The organism is Streptomyces sp. NPDC097107 (assembly GCF_044762405.1).
GTDB classification, from domain to species: domain Bacteria; phylum Actinomycetota; class Actinomycetes; order Streptomycetales; family Streptomycetaceae; genus Streptomyces; species Streptomyces thinghirensis.
The window spans coordinates 339,837-354,669 of sequence record NZ_JBIWEF010000003.1 but is presented as its reverse complement, the minus strand read 5'-3'; the positions used below and the strand labels follow the sequence as shown (position 1 = coordinate 354,669).

14 protein-coding genes and 2 pseudogenes are annotated in these 14,833 nt (G+C 72.2%); 5 read left to right on the top strand and 11 right to left on the bottom strand.

All coding sequences use genetic code 11. From position 1 onward, the window contains the following. Positions 1-2 precede the first annotated feature (2 nt). On the bottom strand, positions 3-839 hold the full coding sequence (locus ACIQ1J_RS08795) for a hypothetical protein (protein ID WP_210958231.1): 837 nt from the start codon (positions 837-839) through the stop codon (positions 3-5). Between the two features lie 145 nt (positions 840-984). Between ACIQ1J_RS08795 and ACIQ1J_RS08790 the strand changes: the two genes are divergently transcribed. Continuing rightward, positions 985-1,719 carry a TetR family transcriptional regulator gene (locus ACIQ1J_RS08790; RefSeq protein WP_210958230.1) on the top strand — a complete coding sequence of 245 codons (735 nt, stop codon included), beginning with the start codon at positions 985-987 and terminating at the stop codon, positions 1,717-1,719. Between the two features lie 174 nt (positions 1,720-1,893). Continuing rightward, complete coding sequence (locus ACIQ1J_RS08785) at positions 1,894-2,307, top strand: Zn-ribbon domain-containing OB-fold protein (protein WP_210958229.1); 414 nt, start codon at positions 1,894-1,896, stop codon at positions 2,305-2,307. Between the two features lie 62 nt (positions 2,308-2,369). Here the strand turns inward: ACIQ1J_RS08785 and ACIQ1J_RS08780 are convergent, their stop codons facing one another. Beyond that, positions 2,370-2,756: a PPOX class F420-dependent oxidoreductase gene (locus tag ACIQ1J_RS08780; RefSeq protein WP_210958228.1), complete on the bottom strand. Its 387-nt coding sequence runs from the start codon at positions 2,754-2,756 to the stop codon at positions 2,370-2,372. 41 nt (positions 2,757-2,797) lie between these two features. Continuing rightward, positions 2,798-3,976: a MalY/PatB family protein gene (locus ACIQ1J_RS08775; RefSeq protein ID WP_403555362.1), complete on the bottom strand. Its 1,179-nt coding sequence runs from the start codon at positions 3,974-3,976 to the stop codon at positions 2,798-2,800. A gap of 202 nt (positions 3,977-4,178) precedes the next feature. On the opposite strand from ACIQ1J_RS08775, the gene ACIQ1J_RS08770 reads away from it, so the two are divergent. After that, positions 4,179-5,579, top strand: a complete 1,401-nt coding sequence (locus tag ACIQ1J_RS08770) for a S1 family peptidase (protein WP_403555360.1) — start codon at positions 4,179-4,181, stop codon at positions 5,577-5,579. On the opposite strand, the gene ACIQ1J_RS08765 is transcribed toward ACIQ1J_RS08770, so the two are convergent. The 3 genes and pseudogenes from ACIQ1J_RS08765 to ACIQ1J_RS08755 form a co-directional block, all read right to left on the bottom strand. Then, positions 5,558-6,004, bottom strand: a complete 447-nt coding sequence (locus ACIQ1J_RS08765) for an EamA family transporter (protein WP_403555358.1) — start codon at positions 6,002-6,004, stop codon at positions 5,558-5,560. The genes ACIQ1J_RS08770 and ACIQ1J_RS08765 overlap by 22 nt on opposite strands. 595 nt (positions 6,005-6,599) lie before the next feature. Beyond that, complete coding sequence (locus ACIQ1J_RS08760) at positions 6,600-6,785, bottom strand: hypothetical protein (RefSeq protein WP_121745465.1); 186 nt, start codon at positions 6,783-6,785, stop codon at positions 6,600-6,602. 150 nt (positions 6,786-6,935) lie between these two features. Beyond that, positions 6,936-7,538: pseudogene (locus ACIQ1J_RS08755) on the bottom strand (ROK family protein); the annotation flags it as partial. A gap of 1 nt (position 7,539) precedes the next feature. On the opposite strand from ACIQ1J_RS08755, the pseudogene ACIQ1J_RS08750 reads away from it, so the two are divergent. Next, a pseudogene (locus ACIQ1J_RS08750) lies at positions 7,540-8,445 on the top strand (extracellular solute-binding protein); the annotation flags it as partial. A 50-nt stretch (positions 8,446-8,495) separates the two neighbouring features. Beyond that, positions 8,496-9,698 carry a Gfo/Idh/MocA family protein gene (locus tag ACIQ1J_RS08745; protein ID WP_403555356.1) on the top strand — a complete coding sequence of 401 codons (1,203 nt, stop codon included), beginning with the start codon at positions 8,496-8,498 and terminating at the stop codon, positions 9,696-9,698. Positions 9,699-9,733: 35 nt separating this feature from the next. On the opposite strand, the gene ACIQ1J_RS08740 is transcribed toward ACIQ1J_RS08745, so the two are convergent. The 5 genes from ACIQ1J_RS08740 to ACIQ1J_RS08720 form a co-directional block, all read right to left on the bottom strand. Next, positions 9,734-10,429 carry a L,D-transpeptidase family protein gene (locus ACIQ1J_RS08740; protein ID WP_403555354.1) on the bottom strand — a complete coding sequence of 232 codons (696 nt, stop codon included), beginning with the start codon at positions 10,427-10,429 and terminating at the stop codon, positions 9,734-9,736. 145 nt (positions 10,430-10,574) lie between these two features. Then, positions 10,575-11,375, bottom strand: a complete 801-nt coding sequence (locus tag ACIQ1J_RS08735; RefSeq protein WP_403555352.1) for an SDR family NAD(P)-dependent oxidoreductase — start codon at positions 11,373-11,375, stop codon at positions 10,575-10,577. Between the two features lie 571 nt (positions 11,376-11,946). Next, complete coding sequence (locus tag ACIQ1J_RS08730; protein WP_403555350.1) at positions 11,947-12,885, bottom strand: SDR family oxidoreductase; 939 nt, start codon at positions 12,883-12,885, stop codon at positions 11,947-11,949. A gap of 180 nt (positions 12,886-13,065) precedes the next feature. Beyond that, positions 13,066-13,695, bottom strand: a complete 630-nt coding sequence (locus tag ACIQ1J_RS08725; RefSeq protein ID WP_403555348.1) for an MBL fold metallo-hydrolase — start codon at positions 13,693-13,695, stop codon at positions 13,066-13,068. Beyond that, complete coding sequence (locus ACIQ1J_RS08720) at positions 13,695-14,783, bottom strand: S-(hydroxymethyl)mycothiol dehydrogenase (protein WP_403555346.1); 1,089 nt, start codon at positions 14,781-14,783, stop codon at positions 13,695-13,697. Before ACIQ1J_RS08720 ends, ACIQ1J_RS08725 begins: the two co-directional genes overlap by 1 nt. Positions 14,784-14,833: the final 50 nt, after the last annotated feature.

The window sequence follows — 14,833 nt, the reverse complement described above, 5'->3', positions numbered from 1 at the left end:
GGTCATGCCGCGAGGAGGCGCCGCAGGGCCGCCCGCAGGGCGGTGACGAAGGAGTCCCGGCCCGCCTCGTCGAGGGCGTCCAGCGACAGGTAGGGGTTGAGGTCCTCCAGTTCGACCAGGAGCAGCTCACCGCCGGGCGCGCGGCAGGCGTCGACGCGCTGGATGCCGTGGTCGATGCCGTTCCACTCGATGAACCGCCGCGCGAAGTCGAGGTCCTGCGGTGAGGCGTCGTACGGCTCCAGCCGCCAGCGCCGGTCGGGGTGCGGCGCGTACAGGGCGTATTGGAAGTCGTGGTCGACGAAGTAGAAGGAGATCTCGTGGGCGAAGTCGACGCGCGGCTGGACGAGGAGGTCCCCGGCGTCGCCGCGCAGCGTTTCCCGCAGGCGGTCCGCGGGCACGAACCGCAGGCCCACCGAGTCCGCGCCGAGCCTGGGCTTGACGACGTACTCGTCCGCCGGGGGCAGCCGGTGCAGGTCCTCCGGCCGTCCGACGGTGGGGATGACCGGGTGTCCCGCGTCGGTCAGGTCGAGGAGGTACTGCTTGCCGACCATGTCCGCCCGGCCGGTGAGCTGGTTGTAGACGCGGGTTCCGCGCTCGGCAGCGCGCTCGCGAAAGGCGTCGTAGGCGGCCTGGTGACCCAGCACGGGACCGCTGTTGCGGACGACTACCGCGTCGAAGGCGTCCAACAGCGCGGCGGCGTCCCGGGGGTGGCACAGGGCCAGGTCGAAGTCCTCGCGCAGACGGGAGGCCAGGAAGATGTCCTCGTCGCAGTAGCGCCGCCCGCGCGCCTCATAGGCCAGGTCGGTGACGTACAGGATGCGGGGGCGGTGGGACGGCATGCGGAACTCCTCGGGGCTGACCGGGAGTGATCGTATGCGACCGGCGCGACGAGGCGGCGAGACGGTCGGTCGATGAGGACACTCAGTTCCCTCCATTCCCTGCACTGAGTGTCATGGCCGCCGGTGAGCTGCTACGTTCCCCTTCATGAGCTCCAGCAGTGCGGCGCCCCGCCGCGGGGACCGGACGGACGCGGCGGGTATCCGGCCGCCGATGCGGGAGGCGCTGGTCGCGGCGGCCTTTCAGCTGTTTCTGGAGCGGGGCTACGAGCAGACGACCGTCGACGACATCGTCGCGCTCGCCGGTGTCGGACGGCGGTCGTTCTTCCGCTACTTCCCCTCCAAGGAGGACGTGGTCTTCCCCGACCACGAGCGGTGCCTGGCCGACATGACGGCCTTCCTGGCCGCCTCCCCCGAGGACGCCGACCCGGTGGTGCGGGTCTGCGACGCGGCCCGGCTCGTGCTGCGGATGTACGCCGAGAACCCGGCCTTCTCGGTGCAGCGTTACCACCTCACCAAGAAGGTCCCCGGACTGCGCGCGTACGAGCTGTCGGTGGTCTGGCGCTACGAGCGCGCCCTCGCCGAGTACCTGCGCGGGCGCCTGGGCGGGCGGCCGGACGGGATCCTGCGGGCCGACGTGATCGCGGCCGCGGTGGTCGCGGCGCACAACAACGCCCTGCGGTCCTGGCTGCGTTCGGACGGGCGGGACGACGCGGGCGCCGCGGTGGACCACGCACTGGGGTACGCGCAGTCCACGTTCGGCGATGCCCCCATCGCGCCCCGCGGCGAGGCGCCCGAGGACGTGGTGGTCGTGGTCTCCCGGCGCGGGACGCCCCTGTGGCAGGTGGTGCGGGAGGTCGAGACCGCGTTCGCCCGCGACTGACGATCGCCGGCCGAGTGGTCACGGGCGCGGAAACGAGGGTACGCAGTGCCTTTACGGGTGACACTCAGTGCCATACGCTGTGGGGCGTGCACGGTGGCACGGCGAGCCGCGCACACGCGTGCCCGGGCGACCGCGCACGCGGGATTCCGGCCCGAGTGCAGGGAGTTGACCAGCGTGTACCACCACTCAGGAAACGTCGCTCAGCAGGCAGTCGGCTCCGCGACGGGCGTGCTCGACCCCAAGGCCCCGGACGCCGAGGCCGTCTTCTTCCAGCGCTGCACCTGGTGCGGCACCGCCATGTACCACCGGGTGCTGTGCCCGGTCTGCCGGGGCAGCGACCTGCGGACCGAACGCAGCGAGGGCACGGGGACGGTGCGCCACGCCACGGTGGTGCACCGCAACACCCCCGCCGCGCGCAACGTGTCCCTCATCGAGATGGCCGAGGGCTTCGTGCTGCGCGGCCGGGTGATGGGCCCGCTCATCGGCATCCACAGCGGGGACCGGGTGCGGCTGTCCACGGCCAAGGACCCGGTACGCGGCGAACCCGTCTTCCAGCTGGTCGACGAGCCGTACCGGGCCTGGACCTGAGAGCTGGTCAGTCCAGCGCGGGACGCTCCGTCCCCGGCGCCGGGGCGCTCCCGCCGGGCCGTTCAGGACGTGAGCGTGATGCGGATCCCCAGGGTGCCGTCCAGGCCCCGGCGCAGCCGGCTGCCGAACAGGGTGAGACGGCCGACGATGCCGTATTTGCGGGCGATCAGCCGGCGGTAGCGGCCGGTGGTGGCCGGGTCGCAGATCTCCGCGGTCGCCGGGACCTGGTCGCCGGTCGGCCTCCCGCGCACGTCGCACGGGCCGACCAGGACGTCGGCGCGGTTGCGCACGCGCTTGACCTTCCAGGAGTCGGCGGCCGTCCAGACGCCGAGGGTGTCCTCGTCCCGCACCACCCACACCGGGGTGGCGACCGGCGTGCCGTTCTTCCGGTACGTGGTGACCAGCAGGTACTTGCCGGCGCCCAGCCGGGTGAGTGAGGCGTCGTCCATGGTCCGGAAGTATAGGTGCCGGACGACATCGCGCCCTTCGCTCAGGCCAGGGCCGCCGTCATCCTCCGCACCGCCTCCCTGATCACCTCGGGCGAGGCGGCCAGGTTGAGCCGTACGTGTCCCGCCCCGCCGGTGCCGAAGGGAATGCCGGAGCTGAGGGCGACCCGGCCGCGGTGGAGGAAGACGTCCGCCGGATCGTCGCCGAGGCCGAGCGCGCGGCAGTCGAGCCAGGCGAGGTAGGTCGCCTCCCCGGGGTGGTGGACGACGCCGGGCAGGTGCTCGGCCAGCAGGTCGGTCAGCAGCCGCCGGTTCTCGTCGAGCCCGGACAGGACCGCGTCCAGCCAGGCGGCGCCGTCGTGCAGTGCGGCGGTGTGGGCGAGTACGCCGACATGGCTCGGCCCGTGGCCGACCTCCTCGGGCATCCGCGCCAGGTCGGCGGCGGCGCCGGGTCCGGCGAGGGCCAGGGCCGCCTTCAGCCCGGCCAGGTTCCAGCCCTTGGACGCCGACATCAGGGCGAGGCCGCGCTCGGCGCCGGGCACGCTCAGGTAGGGCACGAACCGCGCGCCCGCGGTCACGACCGGCGCGTGGATCTCGTCGGCGACGACCCGGACGCCGTACCGCTCGGCGAGGGCGGCGACGGCGGCCAGCTCCTCGGCGGTGTGCACCGTGCCGGTCGGGTTGTGCGGGCTGCACAGCAGGTAGGCGGCCCGCCCGCCGTCCGCGACGGCCCGCCGGAACGCCTCCTCCAGTACCCCGAGGTCGATGCGCAGGTCCGCGCCGAGCGGCGCCTCGACGACGCGCCGGTCCATGTGCGTCACGAACTGGTAGAAGGGCGGGTACACCGGCGGGTTCACGACCACCGGATCGCCCGGCCCCGTGACCAGCTTGAGCATCTCGACGACGCCCAGCATCACGTCGGGCACGATCGCGGTGCGTTCCACCGCGAGGTCGTCCCAGCCCCACCGCTTGCCGGCGAAGGCGGCCAGGGCCTCGGCGTAGGCGGTGCCGAAGGGGTAGCCGGTGTCGCCGAGTTCCATGGCGTCGACGACGGCGCGCGCGACGGGTTCGGCGAGCGGCACGTCCATCTCGGCCACCCACAGCGGCAGCACGTCCGCGGGGTAGGTGCGCCACTTCATGCTCGTACGGCGGCGCAGCTGGTCGAGGGTGAGTGCGCGCAGGGGGTTCGGTTCACCTGGCTGGTGCCGCGGGATGCTGGTCATGTGGCACAAGATAGGGGCCCGCGGCGCGACCGGGAAACGGGGAGCATGGACGCCGCCGACGCCGCCCGCCGGCATGGACGAGCACCGACGGGAGCCGACCCGGTGAACACGGGCGGGCCCGCCCCCGTATGGGAGGAGGGCGCTCGACGTCCGGAGGCCCCCGCGGCGGCGACGCCGTGTGTCCGGGTTCGGGAGCGCACACATGAGGCACGCACGACGACGCATCGTCCGGCGAGTGGCACGGCTGGCGGCCGTCGGCGGACTCCTGGTCGGGGGGACGATGGTCACCCGGGCGGTGGCGAGCGAGCCCCCCGACACGTCCGCCGCGCCGCACACGTCGGCGCAGCCCGCGTCCGGTACCGGCGCCGGCCTCGTGTCACGGCTGGGCGCCTCCCGTACGGCGGGCCACTGGGTCGGCACCGACGGGCGTCCGGTCGTCGCGGTCACCGACGAGAGCACGGCCGAGGCGGTGCGGCGGGCCGGTGCCGAGGCGAAGCTCGTGCGGCACAGCATGTCCGAGCTGAAGTCGGCCACCTCGACGCTGCGTTCGGCGCCCCGGGTGCCCGGTACGGCGTGGGCCCTCGACTACCGGTCGAACGAGGTGGTGGTACGGGGCGACAGCACGGTCTCCGGGTCCGACTGGTCCCGGCTGACGGGCGTCGCGGAGGGCATCGGCGGCTTCGTCCGCATGGAGCGGACCGAGGGCACGTTCACGACTCGGCTGAACGGCGCGGAGCCGATTTTGTCCACGGCGGGGCGCTGCTCGGCGGGCTTCAACGTGACCGACGGACAGAACGACTTCATCCTCACCGCCGGCCACTGCGGGCCGACGGGGTCCGTCTGGTTCGGCGACGACGGGGGCGGCCGGCAGGTCGGCCGGACGGTCGCCGGGAGCTTTCCCGGGGATGACTTCTCCCTCGTGGAGTACGCGAACGGCAAGGCGGGTGACGGCGCCGACGTGGTGGCGGTCGGTGGTGCCAAGGGGGTGCGGATCACGGGTGCGGGTGAACCAGCAGTAGGGCAGCGGGTGTTCCGCAGCGGCAGCACCAGCGGGCTGCGCGACGGCCAGGTGTCCGCGCTCGACGCGACGGTGAACTACCCGGAGGGCACGGTCACCGGCCTCATCGAGACCGACGTGTGCGCCGAACCCGGGGACAGCGGGGGGCCGATGTTCTCCGAGGGCGTCGCGCTCGGACTGACGTCGGGCGGCAGCGGCGACTGCGACAAGGGGGGTACGACGTTCTTCCAGCCGCTGCCGGAGGCCATGAAGTCACTCGGTGTGGAGCTGATCGTCTCCGCGCGGGACGGGGCGGGGTCCGGCGCCGCGCCCTCCTCACCGGCCGCCACCGGTGGCGGTGGCGGTGGCGGTGGCGGTGGCGGTGGCGGTGGGACCGTGCCGGGTGCCGCGACGCCCGGGGCCGCTGCGCCCGTGACGGGCGTCAACGGCTCGACCCTGCTCTCCCGTCTCACCGACCGCCGCAACGTCGGCCCGGGCATGCTCGTCGTCGCGGGCAGCATGATCGCCCTGGTGGCCACCCGGTGGATCCGCGCGGAACAGGACCGCAAGGCCTATCGACGGCACTACTCGGCGACATGGGGCTGAGCTGTGGGGCGGACACGGACCGGAGCCCACCCTCGGCCGCCACGGCCGGCCGCCCGTGTCCGGGCGTGGGGCGGCGGCGTGCGCCACACACGGGGTCCCGGCGCTCGGCCCGGCGTCAGCAGCACCGTGGCCGCCGCCGCGCCGATCGGGCCCACGGCCTGCCGCCGGTCGACCCGCTCGTGGAGGAGGGCGAGGCCCAGGACGACGGGCAGTGCCGGGTATCGGGAGGCGAGGACCACGGCGACGGACAGCGGTTGCCGCTGGGCGGCGAGGAGGTACAGGATCAGGCCGAGCGCGGCACCGGCGCCGATCAGCAGTGCCTCGGCGGCCCGACGCGGCGGCAGTCGCAGGCGCCCGGGGTGCCGGGGGGCGGCGGGGAGCAGCAGGAGTACGCGGCGGCGACGCGGCCGGCCGTCGCAGGCCACAGGCCGCTTTCGGGGCCGGCCTGCCCGAGGGCGGGGTACTGGACGGCGACGGCCGCGCCGGCGAGCAGACCGTCGGTGACGGCGTGGCCCGGACCGGTGCCGCCGCCGGAGACGAGCCAGAGCGCTGGCACGATGCCGGCGATCCCCACCCGTGCGAGCGCCGAGGCGGCCTCCGAGGACGAGTACGCCGCACAGGACGGAGAGCGCGACCCCTGTGACGGCGCTCACCGGCACCACCACGCTCATCGCGCCGCGGCTCAGGCCCCGGTTGAGGAAGTGCATGGCGACGCCGCTGCCCACGCCGGACAGGGCGCCCCACAGCAGGTCCGCGGTGGGGACGTCGGGGGTGGTCACGAGGAGGGCGCCACGCAGGCGAGCAGGAGCCCGCAGACCCGGCCGAGGAAGGTGACGGCGGCGAAGTGGACGCGCCGGGACAGCAGGCTGCCGGTGGTGGGGGGCACCTCCCGGCTCGAGCGAAGCCGAGAGCTGGGGACGACGACGCCGTAGCGGACGGCCGAGGCCAGTGCGAGAAGGGCGCCCGTCCCGAGGGGGCGCCCGGGGCCGGGGCTCCGATGCGCTGAGGAGCCTCAGCCGCTCAGGCGGCCTGCACGGGCTCCGGGGCCGCGGTGGCCCACTCCATGACCAGCCGCTGGTACTCCGCGCGCTGCTCGACGCTCAGTGTCCCGCCCGACCGGAGCCACAGGGCCCGGATCTCCTCGTTGACCTCGGCAGCCGATCGCTCGGAGGAGGGTTCAACAGTGGTGGACATACTGTGAAGCATACGGCGCCCACCGTGAAGACGATGTGAGCAATGGCGAGCCAAACGGACATACCGGACCGTGTTACTGATCACGTCGATCTTCCCATCTGTCAAGGCCTACCGGTGAGTTCGTTCAGAGCGACTGTGTTCCGCCGCACACGGCCCGCCACTTCACACCCGCGCGGCCCCCAGCACCAGCACCTGGATCGCCAGCACTGCGGCACCGCGCGCCCAGTCGTGAAAGTCGGACATCCTGGTCTCCAGGTCGACCGGCGCGGCCTGCGGATTCCGGTTGTCGCGGATGGTGTCCTCCACCACATCACCGGCCACATCCATCAGGCCGACCCCCTCCCCGGCGAGCAGGATCCGCTGCGGCATCACGAAGTTGGCGATCTGCGCCACCAGGGTGCCCAGGGCCCGCCCGGCCTCCTCGACGACCCGGGCGGGCATGGGCTCACCTTCGGCGGCGGACTCGAGAATCTCCTCGTAGCTCCAGTCCCGGCCGGTGGCGGCCCTGACCTGGTAACGGATGGTGGGGATGGTCAGCAGTGAGACGGCGCTGCCGCGCCGGCCGTCGGGGGTGAGCGGGCCGTGGGGGTCGAGGATCCAGTGGCGGCCGAACCCGCGGTCCTCGCCCCCCGAGTACGGCACCCGCTTGCCGCCGAGCACGAGTCCGTAGCCGACGCCGGCGCCGATGGTGAGGACCACGAACCGGTCCAGGCCGCGCCCCGCCCCGAACCAGGTCTCGGCCTCCACGAAGACGGCGGTGTCGTTCCTCCTCTACAACGAGAGGATGACGCGGGACGCCGGGCTGAGCGCCGAGGAGCTGAACGGTCTGTCCTGGAACCCCGAGGACGGCGGCACCTTCGAGAAGGCCGTCGCGCACCTGACGGTGGACGAGAAGGGCAGGCGGGGCGACGAACCCGGCTTCGACAAGGACAACGTCGAGACCTACGGCCTCGCCTCCAACGGCGGTGGCGACGGTGACGGTCAGACCACCTGGAGCCACTTCGCCGCGTCGGCGGGCTGGACCTACACCGACAAGGAACGGTGGGGCACCGAGTACCGGTACGACGACGACACCTTCCAGCCGGTGATCGAGTGGTACTTCGGACTCGCGGACAAGGGTTACCTGGCCCCTCTCACCGACTACTCCCAGTCCAATGAGGCCAATGCGCAGGTGGCCGCGGGCAGGGCGGCCACCGCCTTCGACGGGGCGTGGATGCTCTCGACGTATGCCGGTTTCGAGGGCATGGACGTCGCCACCGCCGTCACCCCGGCGGGCCCGACCGGCAAGCGGGCCACGATGATGAACGGTCTCGCGGACTCCGTCACCAAGAACGCCCGCAACAAGCCGGGCGCCCTGAAGTGGGTGAAGTACCTGGCTTCCCAGGAGTGCCAGCGCACCGTGGGCGGCCACGGCATCGTCTTCCCGGCCACGCCCGACGGCACCGAGGCGGCCGTCGCGGCCTACGAGAAGAAGGGTATCGACGTATCGGCCTTCACCCGGCCGGTCGACGACGCGTCGGACTTCCGGACCTTCACGTACCCCGTCACCAACTACGCGGCGGACGTGCACGCGCTCATGCAGCCCGCCATGCAGGACATCTACGGCGGCGGCGAGCCGGTGAGCCGCCTCGACGAGACCAACGACCAGATCAATCTCATCCTCGACCAGTGACGCGACCAATGACGCCACCAGTGAAGCGACCAGTGAAGGGCACGCCATCCATGACGTTCTCCCTCGGCATCGTCGGTGCCGGCCAGTTCTCCGGCCAGTTCGCCAGGCTCTTCCAGGCACACCCAGGTGTGAGCGACGTGTATGCCACCGACCTGCTGCCGGAGCGGGCCGAGCGGCTCGCCGCCGCCGAAGGCCTCGCCGGCACCTTCCCCGCCTACGAGGCGATGCTGGAGTCGACGGCGGTCGACGCCGTCGCGATCTTCACGCAGCGCTGGACCCACGGCCCGCTCGTGCTCCAGGCACTGGGCGCGGGCAAGCACGTCTACTCGGCGGTCCCCATGGCGATCAGCACGCGGGAGATCGCGGAGATGATCGACACCGTCAGGGCGACCGGACTGACGTACATGATGGGCGAGACCAGCCAGTACAACCCGGCGACCGTGCACGCCCGCAACCGCATCGCCGAGGGCGCCTTCGGGCGGCTCTTCTACGCCGAGGGCGACTACGTCCACGACATGGACCTGGGCTTCTACGACGCGTACCGGTACAGCGGCGGCGAGGAGTGGAAGGCCACCGCCAGCTATCCGCCGCTGCTGTACCCGACGCACTCGGTGGGCGGGGTGCTGGGCGCCTGGCAGACGCACGCGGTCAGCGTCTCGGCGCTCGGAGTGGTGGACGAGCGCGGGGACGGGGTCTTCGACCGGTCGGTGAGCCGGTTCGACAACGACGTCTCCAACGCGACGGCGTTGTTCGAGGTGGCCGGCGGCGGGTCGTTCCGTACGAACGAGTTCCGGCGGGTCGGCTATCCCTCGCACATCCGGGAGTCCCGTTTCCGCTTCTTCGGCACCGAGGCGAGCATGGAGCAGCTCGCCACGGTGGCCCTGTGGCAGGACAAAGCCGGGGTGGAGGACATCAGCGACCTGCTGGAGCCCAAACCCACCATGTCGCCCGACGACCCGTCCCTCCAGCACGTCGCGCCGGAGCTGCGGGCCGCCTTCACCTCGGGTTCGGCGCCGGTGCACGACCGGGCGCGGCTGCCGAGGGCGTTCGACGAGATGCACAACGGACACGAGGGCAGCCACCACTTCCTGGTGGACGACTTCGTGACGGCGGTGAACTCCCGGACCCTGCCGTCCGTGAACGCTTGGGTAGCCGCCCGCTACACCCTGCCGGGCATCGTCGCGCACGAGTCCGCGCGGCAGGGCGGGGCCAGGCTGGAGATCCCGGACTTCGGGGACGCGCCGGTGCTGTGACGCGGCCGCGCGAGCCGGGTGCCCGAGGACGACCGTCAGGTGCCCGGTTTGCGGCCGTACACGTAGACGTCGTCGCCCTTCTTCAGCAGCGCCCAGTACTTCTTGGCGTCGGTCTTCGTCATGTTGACGCAGCCGTGCGAGCCCGGCGGGTTCCACATGCTGACGCCGGCCGAGTGGAAGGCCTGGCCGCCGTCGAAGAACTGGCTGTAGGGCATCGGTACGTCGTAGATGGTCGAGTGGTGGTCGATGTTGCGCCAGTAGACCTTCTTCAGGCCGGTGCGGGTCTCGTATCCGTTGCGACCGGTGCGGACCGGCACGGGACCGTACACGACCTTCTTGCCGTCCTGGATCCAGCTCAGCTGGAGGGAGAGGTCCACGCAGGCGATACGGCCCTTGTTGACCGGGCACTTGCCCGACTTGTTGGGGTTCTTGCCGACGGCCTTCTGCTTCACCATCAGGTCCATCACGCCCCAGGTGACAGGGCCCGCGTAGCCGATGTTCGGCTTGATGCCGTGCTTGGTCTGGAAGGCGCGGATCGCCTTGCAGTCGGCGGTGGACTGCTTGCCATCGGCCGGGCGGCCGAGGAACTTCTCCACCTTCTTCTGGTACGGGCCCGTCTGCGTGGTGCAGCTCGCCGCCTGGGCCGGTGCGGCGCCGAGCGCGAGCGTGAGCGGTGCCACCAGTGCGGTGACTCCGAGTACGACGGCTCCCCGTCTGCGTATGTCCCCCATGGCCGGTCAGCCTTTCGCGTCGAATCGGTGGGTGTGTTCCCCGCCTGTCAGACCGCCGCCCGGTGCCTTCGGTTGCCTGCCGCGCCCACATCGCGACCGAACGGTGACAAACGCCACCGGGCGTCCTCGAACCGCCGCCCGGCCGTCAGTCCGTGTCACCCCACTCCTGGACCGCCTGCCGGAACCCGGTGTTGACCGCGGTCAGACCACCGTCGACGACCAGCGTGGTGCCGGTGATCCAGGCCGCGTCCCGCGACGCGAGGAAGGCTACGGCCGCCGCGATGTCCTCGGGCTCACCCACCCGCCCCAGCGGGTACAGCCTTCGGACCGCCGCGAGATCGTCCTCCCGGCCCTCCCAGGCCGTGGTGCGCACGGTGCCCGGCGTCACGAGGTTGACGCGGACGCCGCGCGCGGCCGCGTGCCCGGCGAGGGTGCGGGTCAGGGAACCGAGGCCCGCCTTGGCGGCGCTGTACGCGTGGTTGCCGAAGTCCTGGACGCCGTTGACCGAGCCGACGCTCACGATCACGCCTCGTCCCGAGGCCGCGAGGTGCGGCAGCGCGGCACGGCAGCAGCGGTAGGCGCCGGTGAGGGTGACGTCGAGGTCGCGGGCCCAGACCTCGTCGGGTTCGTCCTCGAAGAGAGGGGCGTCGGGCGAGCAGGCGTAGGCGTTGTTGACCAGCACGTCGAGGGCGCCGAAGGTGTCCACCGCGTGGGCGACGGCCGCCTCGACGGACGCCCGGTCGGCCACGTCGCAGCCGAACGCCTCCGCGGTGAGGCCCTGTTCCGTCAGCTCGCCCGCCGTGCGCCGCGCCGCGGTCAGGTCCACGTCGGTCAGCAGCACCCGCGCACCCTCGGTGGCGAACCGGCGTGCGGTGGCCGCGCCGATGCCCCGGGCGGCGCCGGTGATCAGTACTCCGTGGTCGGTGAATCGCCCTGTGTCCGTCATGGCCCGACGGTACTGCCGCGACGATCACTCAGGCAGACAGCGTGCCCCCATGTCCGCGTTCTTGCAGCAACTCCCCGCGCTCATAGGTGTCGTCATCGGAGCGCTCGGTTCGTATCCCGCCGTCGTCCGCAGTGACCGGGCCCGGTTCCGCAGTGAGACCGCGGCCCGCTGGGAGGAGCGCCGGCTCGCGGTCTACGCCGACTACGCGCGGACCCTCAAGACCTCCGTCACGCTGACGTACCGGGTCGCCGCCCACCTCGGCAACGACCCGCACCCGCACCCGCTGAGCCCCGAGGAGGCCGCGCCGGCCCAGGCCGAGGCCACCCTCGCCCGGGATCCCGCCGGGGAGGCGCTGCTCCTGCTCGGCAGCAGGGACGTGGTGGAGAAGGCACGGGCGTGGGTGGTGACGGTGCTGGAGATGGAGCGCTTCCTGCGCGAGGGGACGCGTGACCCGGACGCCTGGCAGACCCTGCTGGAGCGGAGGCGCGCCGGACGCGAGGGCTACTACACGGCCGTACGGGAGGACCTGGCCCTCCCCCGGGGCACGCGGCCCGCCGGCCGCTGTCGCCCGTCAGCGGTAACCGGTGACGTCGGCGGGCTTGTCCGCGTCCTGCACCTCGACGACGTAGCGCCAGGCGTCCGGGCGGCTGCCGTCGAGGTCGGTGAAGCCGTACTCCTGGGCGAGGCCGCCGCTGGAGAGGGACCGGCCGTTGAAACGCGCCACGTCCGGGTCGGCGGCGAGGGCGGTGACGGCGCGGCCCACGTAGCGGGGCGTCTCGGAGATGGCGAAGTGCGGGACTCGGTCGAGGGCGTCGCGCCAGTTCTCCTCGCGCACGCCGAAGTGGTCGAGCATGATCTCCGAGCGCAGCCAGCCGGGGGTGAGCGCGACGGCCGTCGCGCCGCGCGGGCCGAGTTCGTGGCCTAGGGCGAAGGCCATGCGCAGGACCGACGTCTTGGCCAGGTCGTAGAAGAAGGAGACGCGGTAGTGGTCGCGGTTGTAGTCGTCGGTGCCGTCGGTGACCTCGACGACCAGTCCGCCGGGGCGGCGCAGCAGCAGCGGCAGGGCGTGGTGGCTGGTGACGGCGTGGGTCTCGACTGCGAGCCGCAGGAGTCTGAGTCCCTTGTCGAGGTCGTGCTCCCAGACGGGGTTGTCCCACTCGAAGAGGTTCTCACCGCCCCAGATGTCGTTGACCAGGATGTCGAGGCGGTCCTGTTCGCGGGCGACGCGGTCGACGAGCGCGGCGACCTGCGCCGGGTCCAGGTGGTCGGTCGGTACGGCGATGCCCCGGCCGCCGGCCTCGGTGACCAGGTCGGCGGTGTCCTCGATGGTCTCGGGGCGGTCGTACTCGGAGCGCCGGGCGCGGGTGCTGCGGCCGGTGACGTAGACGGTGGCGCCGGCCGCGCCCAGTTCGACGGCGATACCGCGTCCGGCGCCCCGGGTCGCACCGGCGACGAGTGCGACCCTCCCCGCGAGCGGCTTGTCCAGTGACTCTTCCGGTGACGCTGCCATGTCCGGCTCCCGTTCCTCTCGTCCACGAGCGATGTCGTGATCGAGAGTGCCCGGGAAGCCGGACATCTTCTGTCACCTTTTACGCGTGTCCTGCACTGCGCGTGTCCTGCACTGCGCGGGTCCCGCACTCCGCGGGTCCCGCACTCCGCGGGTCCCGCACTCCGCGGGTCCCGCGAAGGGTCAGTGCCCGCGTTTGATCCACTCTTCCAGTTGCGGGGCCTCGGCTCCGATGGTGGTCGGGTCTCCGTGGCCGGTGTGGACCTTCGTCTCGGGCGGGAGGACCAGCAGCCGGTCGCGGATCGAGTCGATGATCGTCGGGAAGTGGGAGTAGGAGCGTCCGGTGGCGCCGGGCCCGCCCTGGAACAGGGTGTCGCCGCTGAAGAGGGCGCCGAGACCCGGGTCGTGGAGGCAGACGGCGCCGGGGGCGTGCCCGGGGGTGTGCAGGACCGTGAGGTCGGCGCCGGCGGCCTCGATGACCTGGCCGTCGGTCAGCCAGGCGTCGGGGTCGCGGTCGGGGTGGGTCTGGTGCCACAGCGGCAGGTCGTCGGGGTGCAGCCAGATGACGGCGCCGGTGCGCTCGGCGAGGGCCGGCGCGGCGTTGACGTGGTCGTTGTGGGCGTGGGTGCACACGATGGCCGTCAGCCTGCGGTCCCCGACGGCCTCGGCGATCGCGTCGGCGTCGTGGGCGGCGTCGATGACGATCACCTCGTGGTCGTCGCCGACGAGCCAGACGTTGTTGTCGACGTCCCAGGTACCGCCGTCGAGGCTGAACTGTCCGGAGGTGACGAGGCGTTCGATGCGGGCGGCCATCACAGCACCACCACCGAACGCAGCACGTCACCGGCGTGCATCCGCTCGAAGGCCTTCTCGACCTCGTCGAGCCGGATGGTCTCCGTGACGAATTTCCCGAGGTCCAGGCGGCCCTGGACGTGGAGGTCGATGAGCATCGGGAAGTCGCGGGAGGGCAGGCAGTCGCCGTACCAGGACGACTTCAGGGATCCGCCGCGTCCGAAGACGTCGAGGAGCGGCAGTTCCAGCTTCATCTCGGGGGTCGGTACGCCGACGAGGACGACGGTGCCGGCCAGGTCCCGGGCGTAGAAGGCCTGCTGGTACGTCTCCGGACGGCCGACCGCCTCGATGACCACGTCGGCGCCGAAGCCGCCGGTCAGTTCGCGGATCGCCTCGACGGGGTCGTTCTCGCGGGAGTTGACGGTGTGGGTGGCGCCCATGCCCCGGGCGGTCTCCAGCTTGCGGTCGTCGATGTCCACGGCGATGACCTTCGCCGCCCCGGCCAGGTGGGAACCGGCGATCGCCGCGTCGCCGACGCCGCCGCAGCCGATCACGGCGACCGTGTCGCCGCGGCCGACGTTGCCGGTGTTGATGGCGGCACCGATACCGGCCATCACCCCGCAGCCCAGCAGTCCGGCCACCTGCGCGGAGACGGCCGGGTCGACCTTGGTGCACTGTCCGGCGGCGACCAGCGTCTTCTCGGCGAAGGCACCGATACCGAGGGCCGGGGAGAGCTCCTGGCCGGTCGAGGCGAGGGTCATCCTCTGCTCGGCGTTGTGGGTGTCGAAGCAGTACCAGGGCCGCCCGCGCAGACAGGCCCGGCACTTGCCGCACACGGCGCGCCAGTTGAGGATCACGAAGTCGCCGGGGGCCACGTCGGTGACGCCGGCGCCGACGGACTCCACGACGCCCGCGGCCTCGTGGCCGAGCAGGAACGGGTACTCGTCGCTGATGCCGCCCTGCTTGTAGTGCAGGTCGGTGTGGCACACCCCGCAGGCCTGGACGGCGACCACGGCCTCGCCCGGTCCGGGATCGGGCACGACGATCGTCTCGATCCGCACGGGTTCGTCCTTGCCCGGTGCGATCACGCCGCGTACTTCCTGCGCCATGGTCTGGACTCCTTCTTCGGCCACTCGATGAATCCCTCCGACCCTACGCT

Coding starts and splice junctions, on each gene's coding strand:
- ACIQ1J_RS08725 (WP_403555348.1), bottom strand. CDS start 13,695: ATGGCCGCCCGCATCGAACGCCTCGTCACCTCCGGACAGTTCAGCCTC.
- ACIQ1J_RS08780 (WP_210958228.1), bottom strand. CDS start 2,756: ATGGACGACGCCTCACTCACCCGGCTGGGCGCCGGCAAGTACCTGCTG.
- ACIQ1J_RS08735 (WP_403555352.1), bottom strand. CDS start 11,375: ATGACGGACACAGGGCGATTCACCGACCACGGAGTACTGATCACCGGC.
- ACIQ1J_RS08775 (WP_403555362.1), bottom strand. CDS start 3,976: ATGACCAGCATCCCGCGGCACCAGCCAGGTGAACCGAACCCCCTGCGC.
- ACIQ1J_RS08745 (WP_403555356.1), top strand. CDS start 8,496: ATGACGTTCTCCCTCGGCATCGTCGGTGCCGGCCAGTTCTCCGGCCAG.
- ACIQ1J_RS08720 (WP_403555346.1), bottom strand. CDS start 14,783: ATGGCGCAGGAAGTACGCGGCGTGATCGCACCGGGCAAGGACGAACCC.
- ACIQ1J_RS08760 (WP_121745465.1), bottom strand. CDS start 6,785: ATGCTTCACAGTATGTCCACCACTGTTGAACCCTCCTCCGAGCGATCG.
- ACIQ1J_RS08740 (WP_403555354.1), bottom strand. CDS start 10,429: ATGGGGGACATACGCAGACGGGGAGCCGTCGTACTCGGAGTCACCGCA.
- ACIQ1J_RS08790 (WP_210958230.1), top strand. CDS start 985: ATGAGCTCCAGCAGTGCGGCGCCCCGCCGCGGGGACCGGACGGACGCG.
- ACIQ1J_RS08770 (WP_403555360.1), top strand. CDS start 4,179: ATGAGGCACGCACGACGACGCATCGTCCGGCGAGTGGCACGGCTGGCG.
- ACIQ1J_RS08795 (WP_210958231.1), bottom strand. CDS start 839: ATGCCGTCCCACCGCCCCCGCATCCTGTACGTCACCGACCTGGCCTAT.
- ACIQ1J_RS08730 (WP_403555350.1), bottom strand. CDS start 12,885: ATGGCAGCGTCACCGGAAGAGTCACTGGACAAGCCGCTCGCGGGGAGG.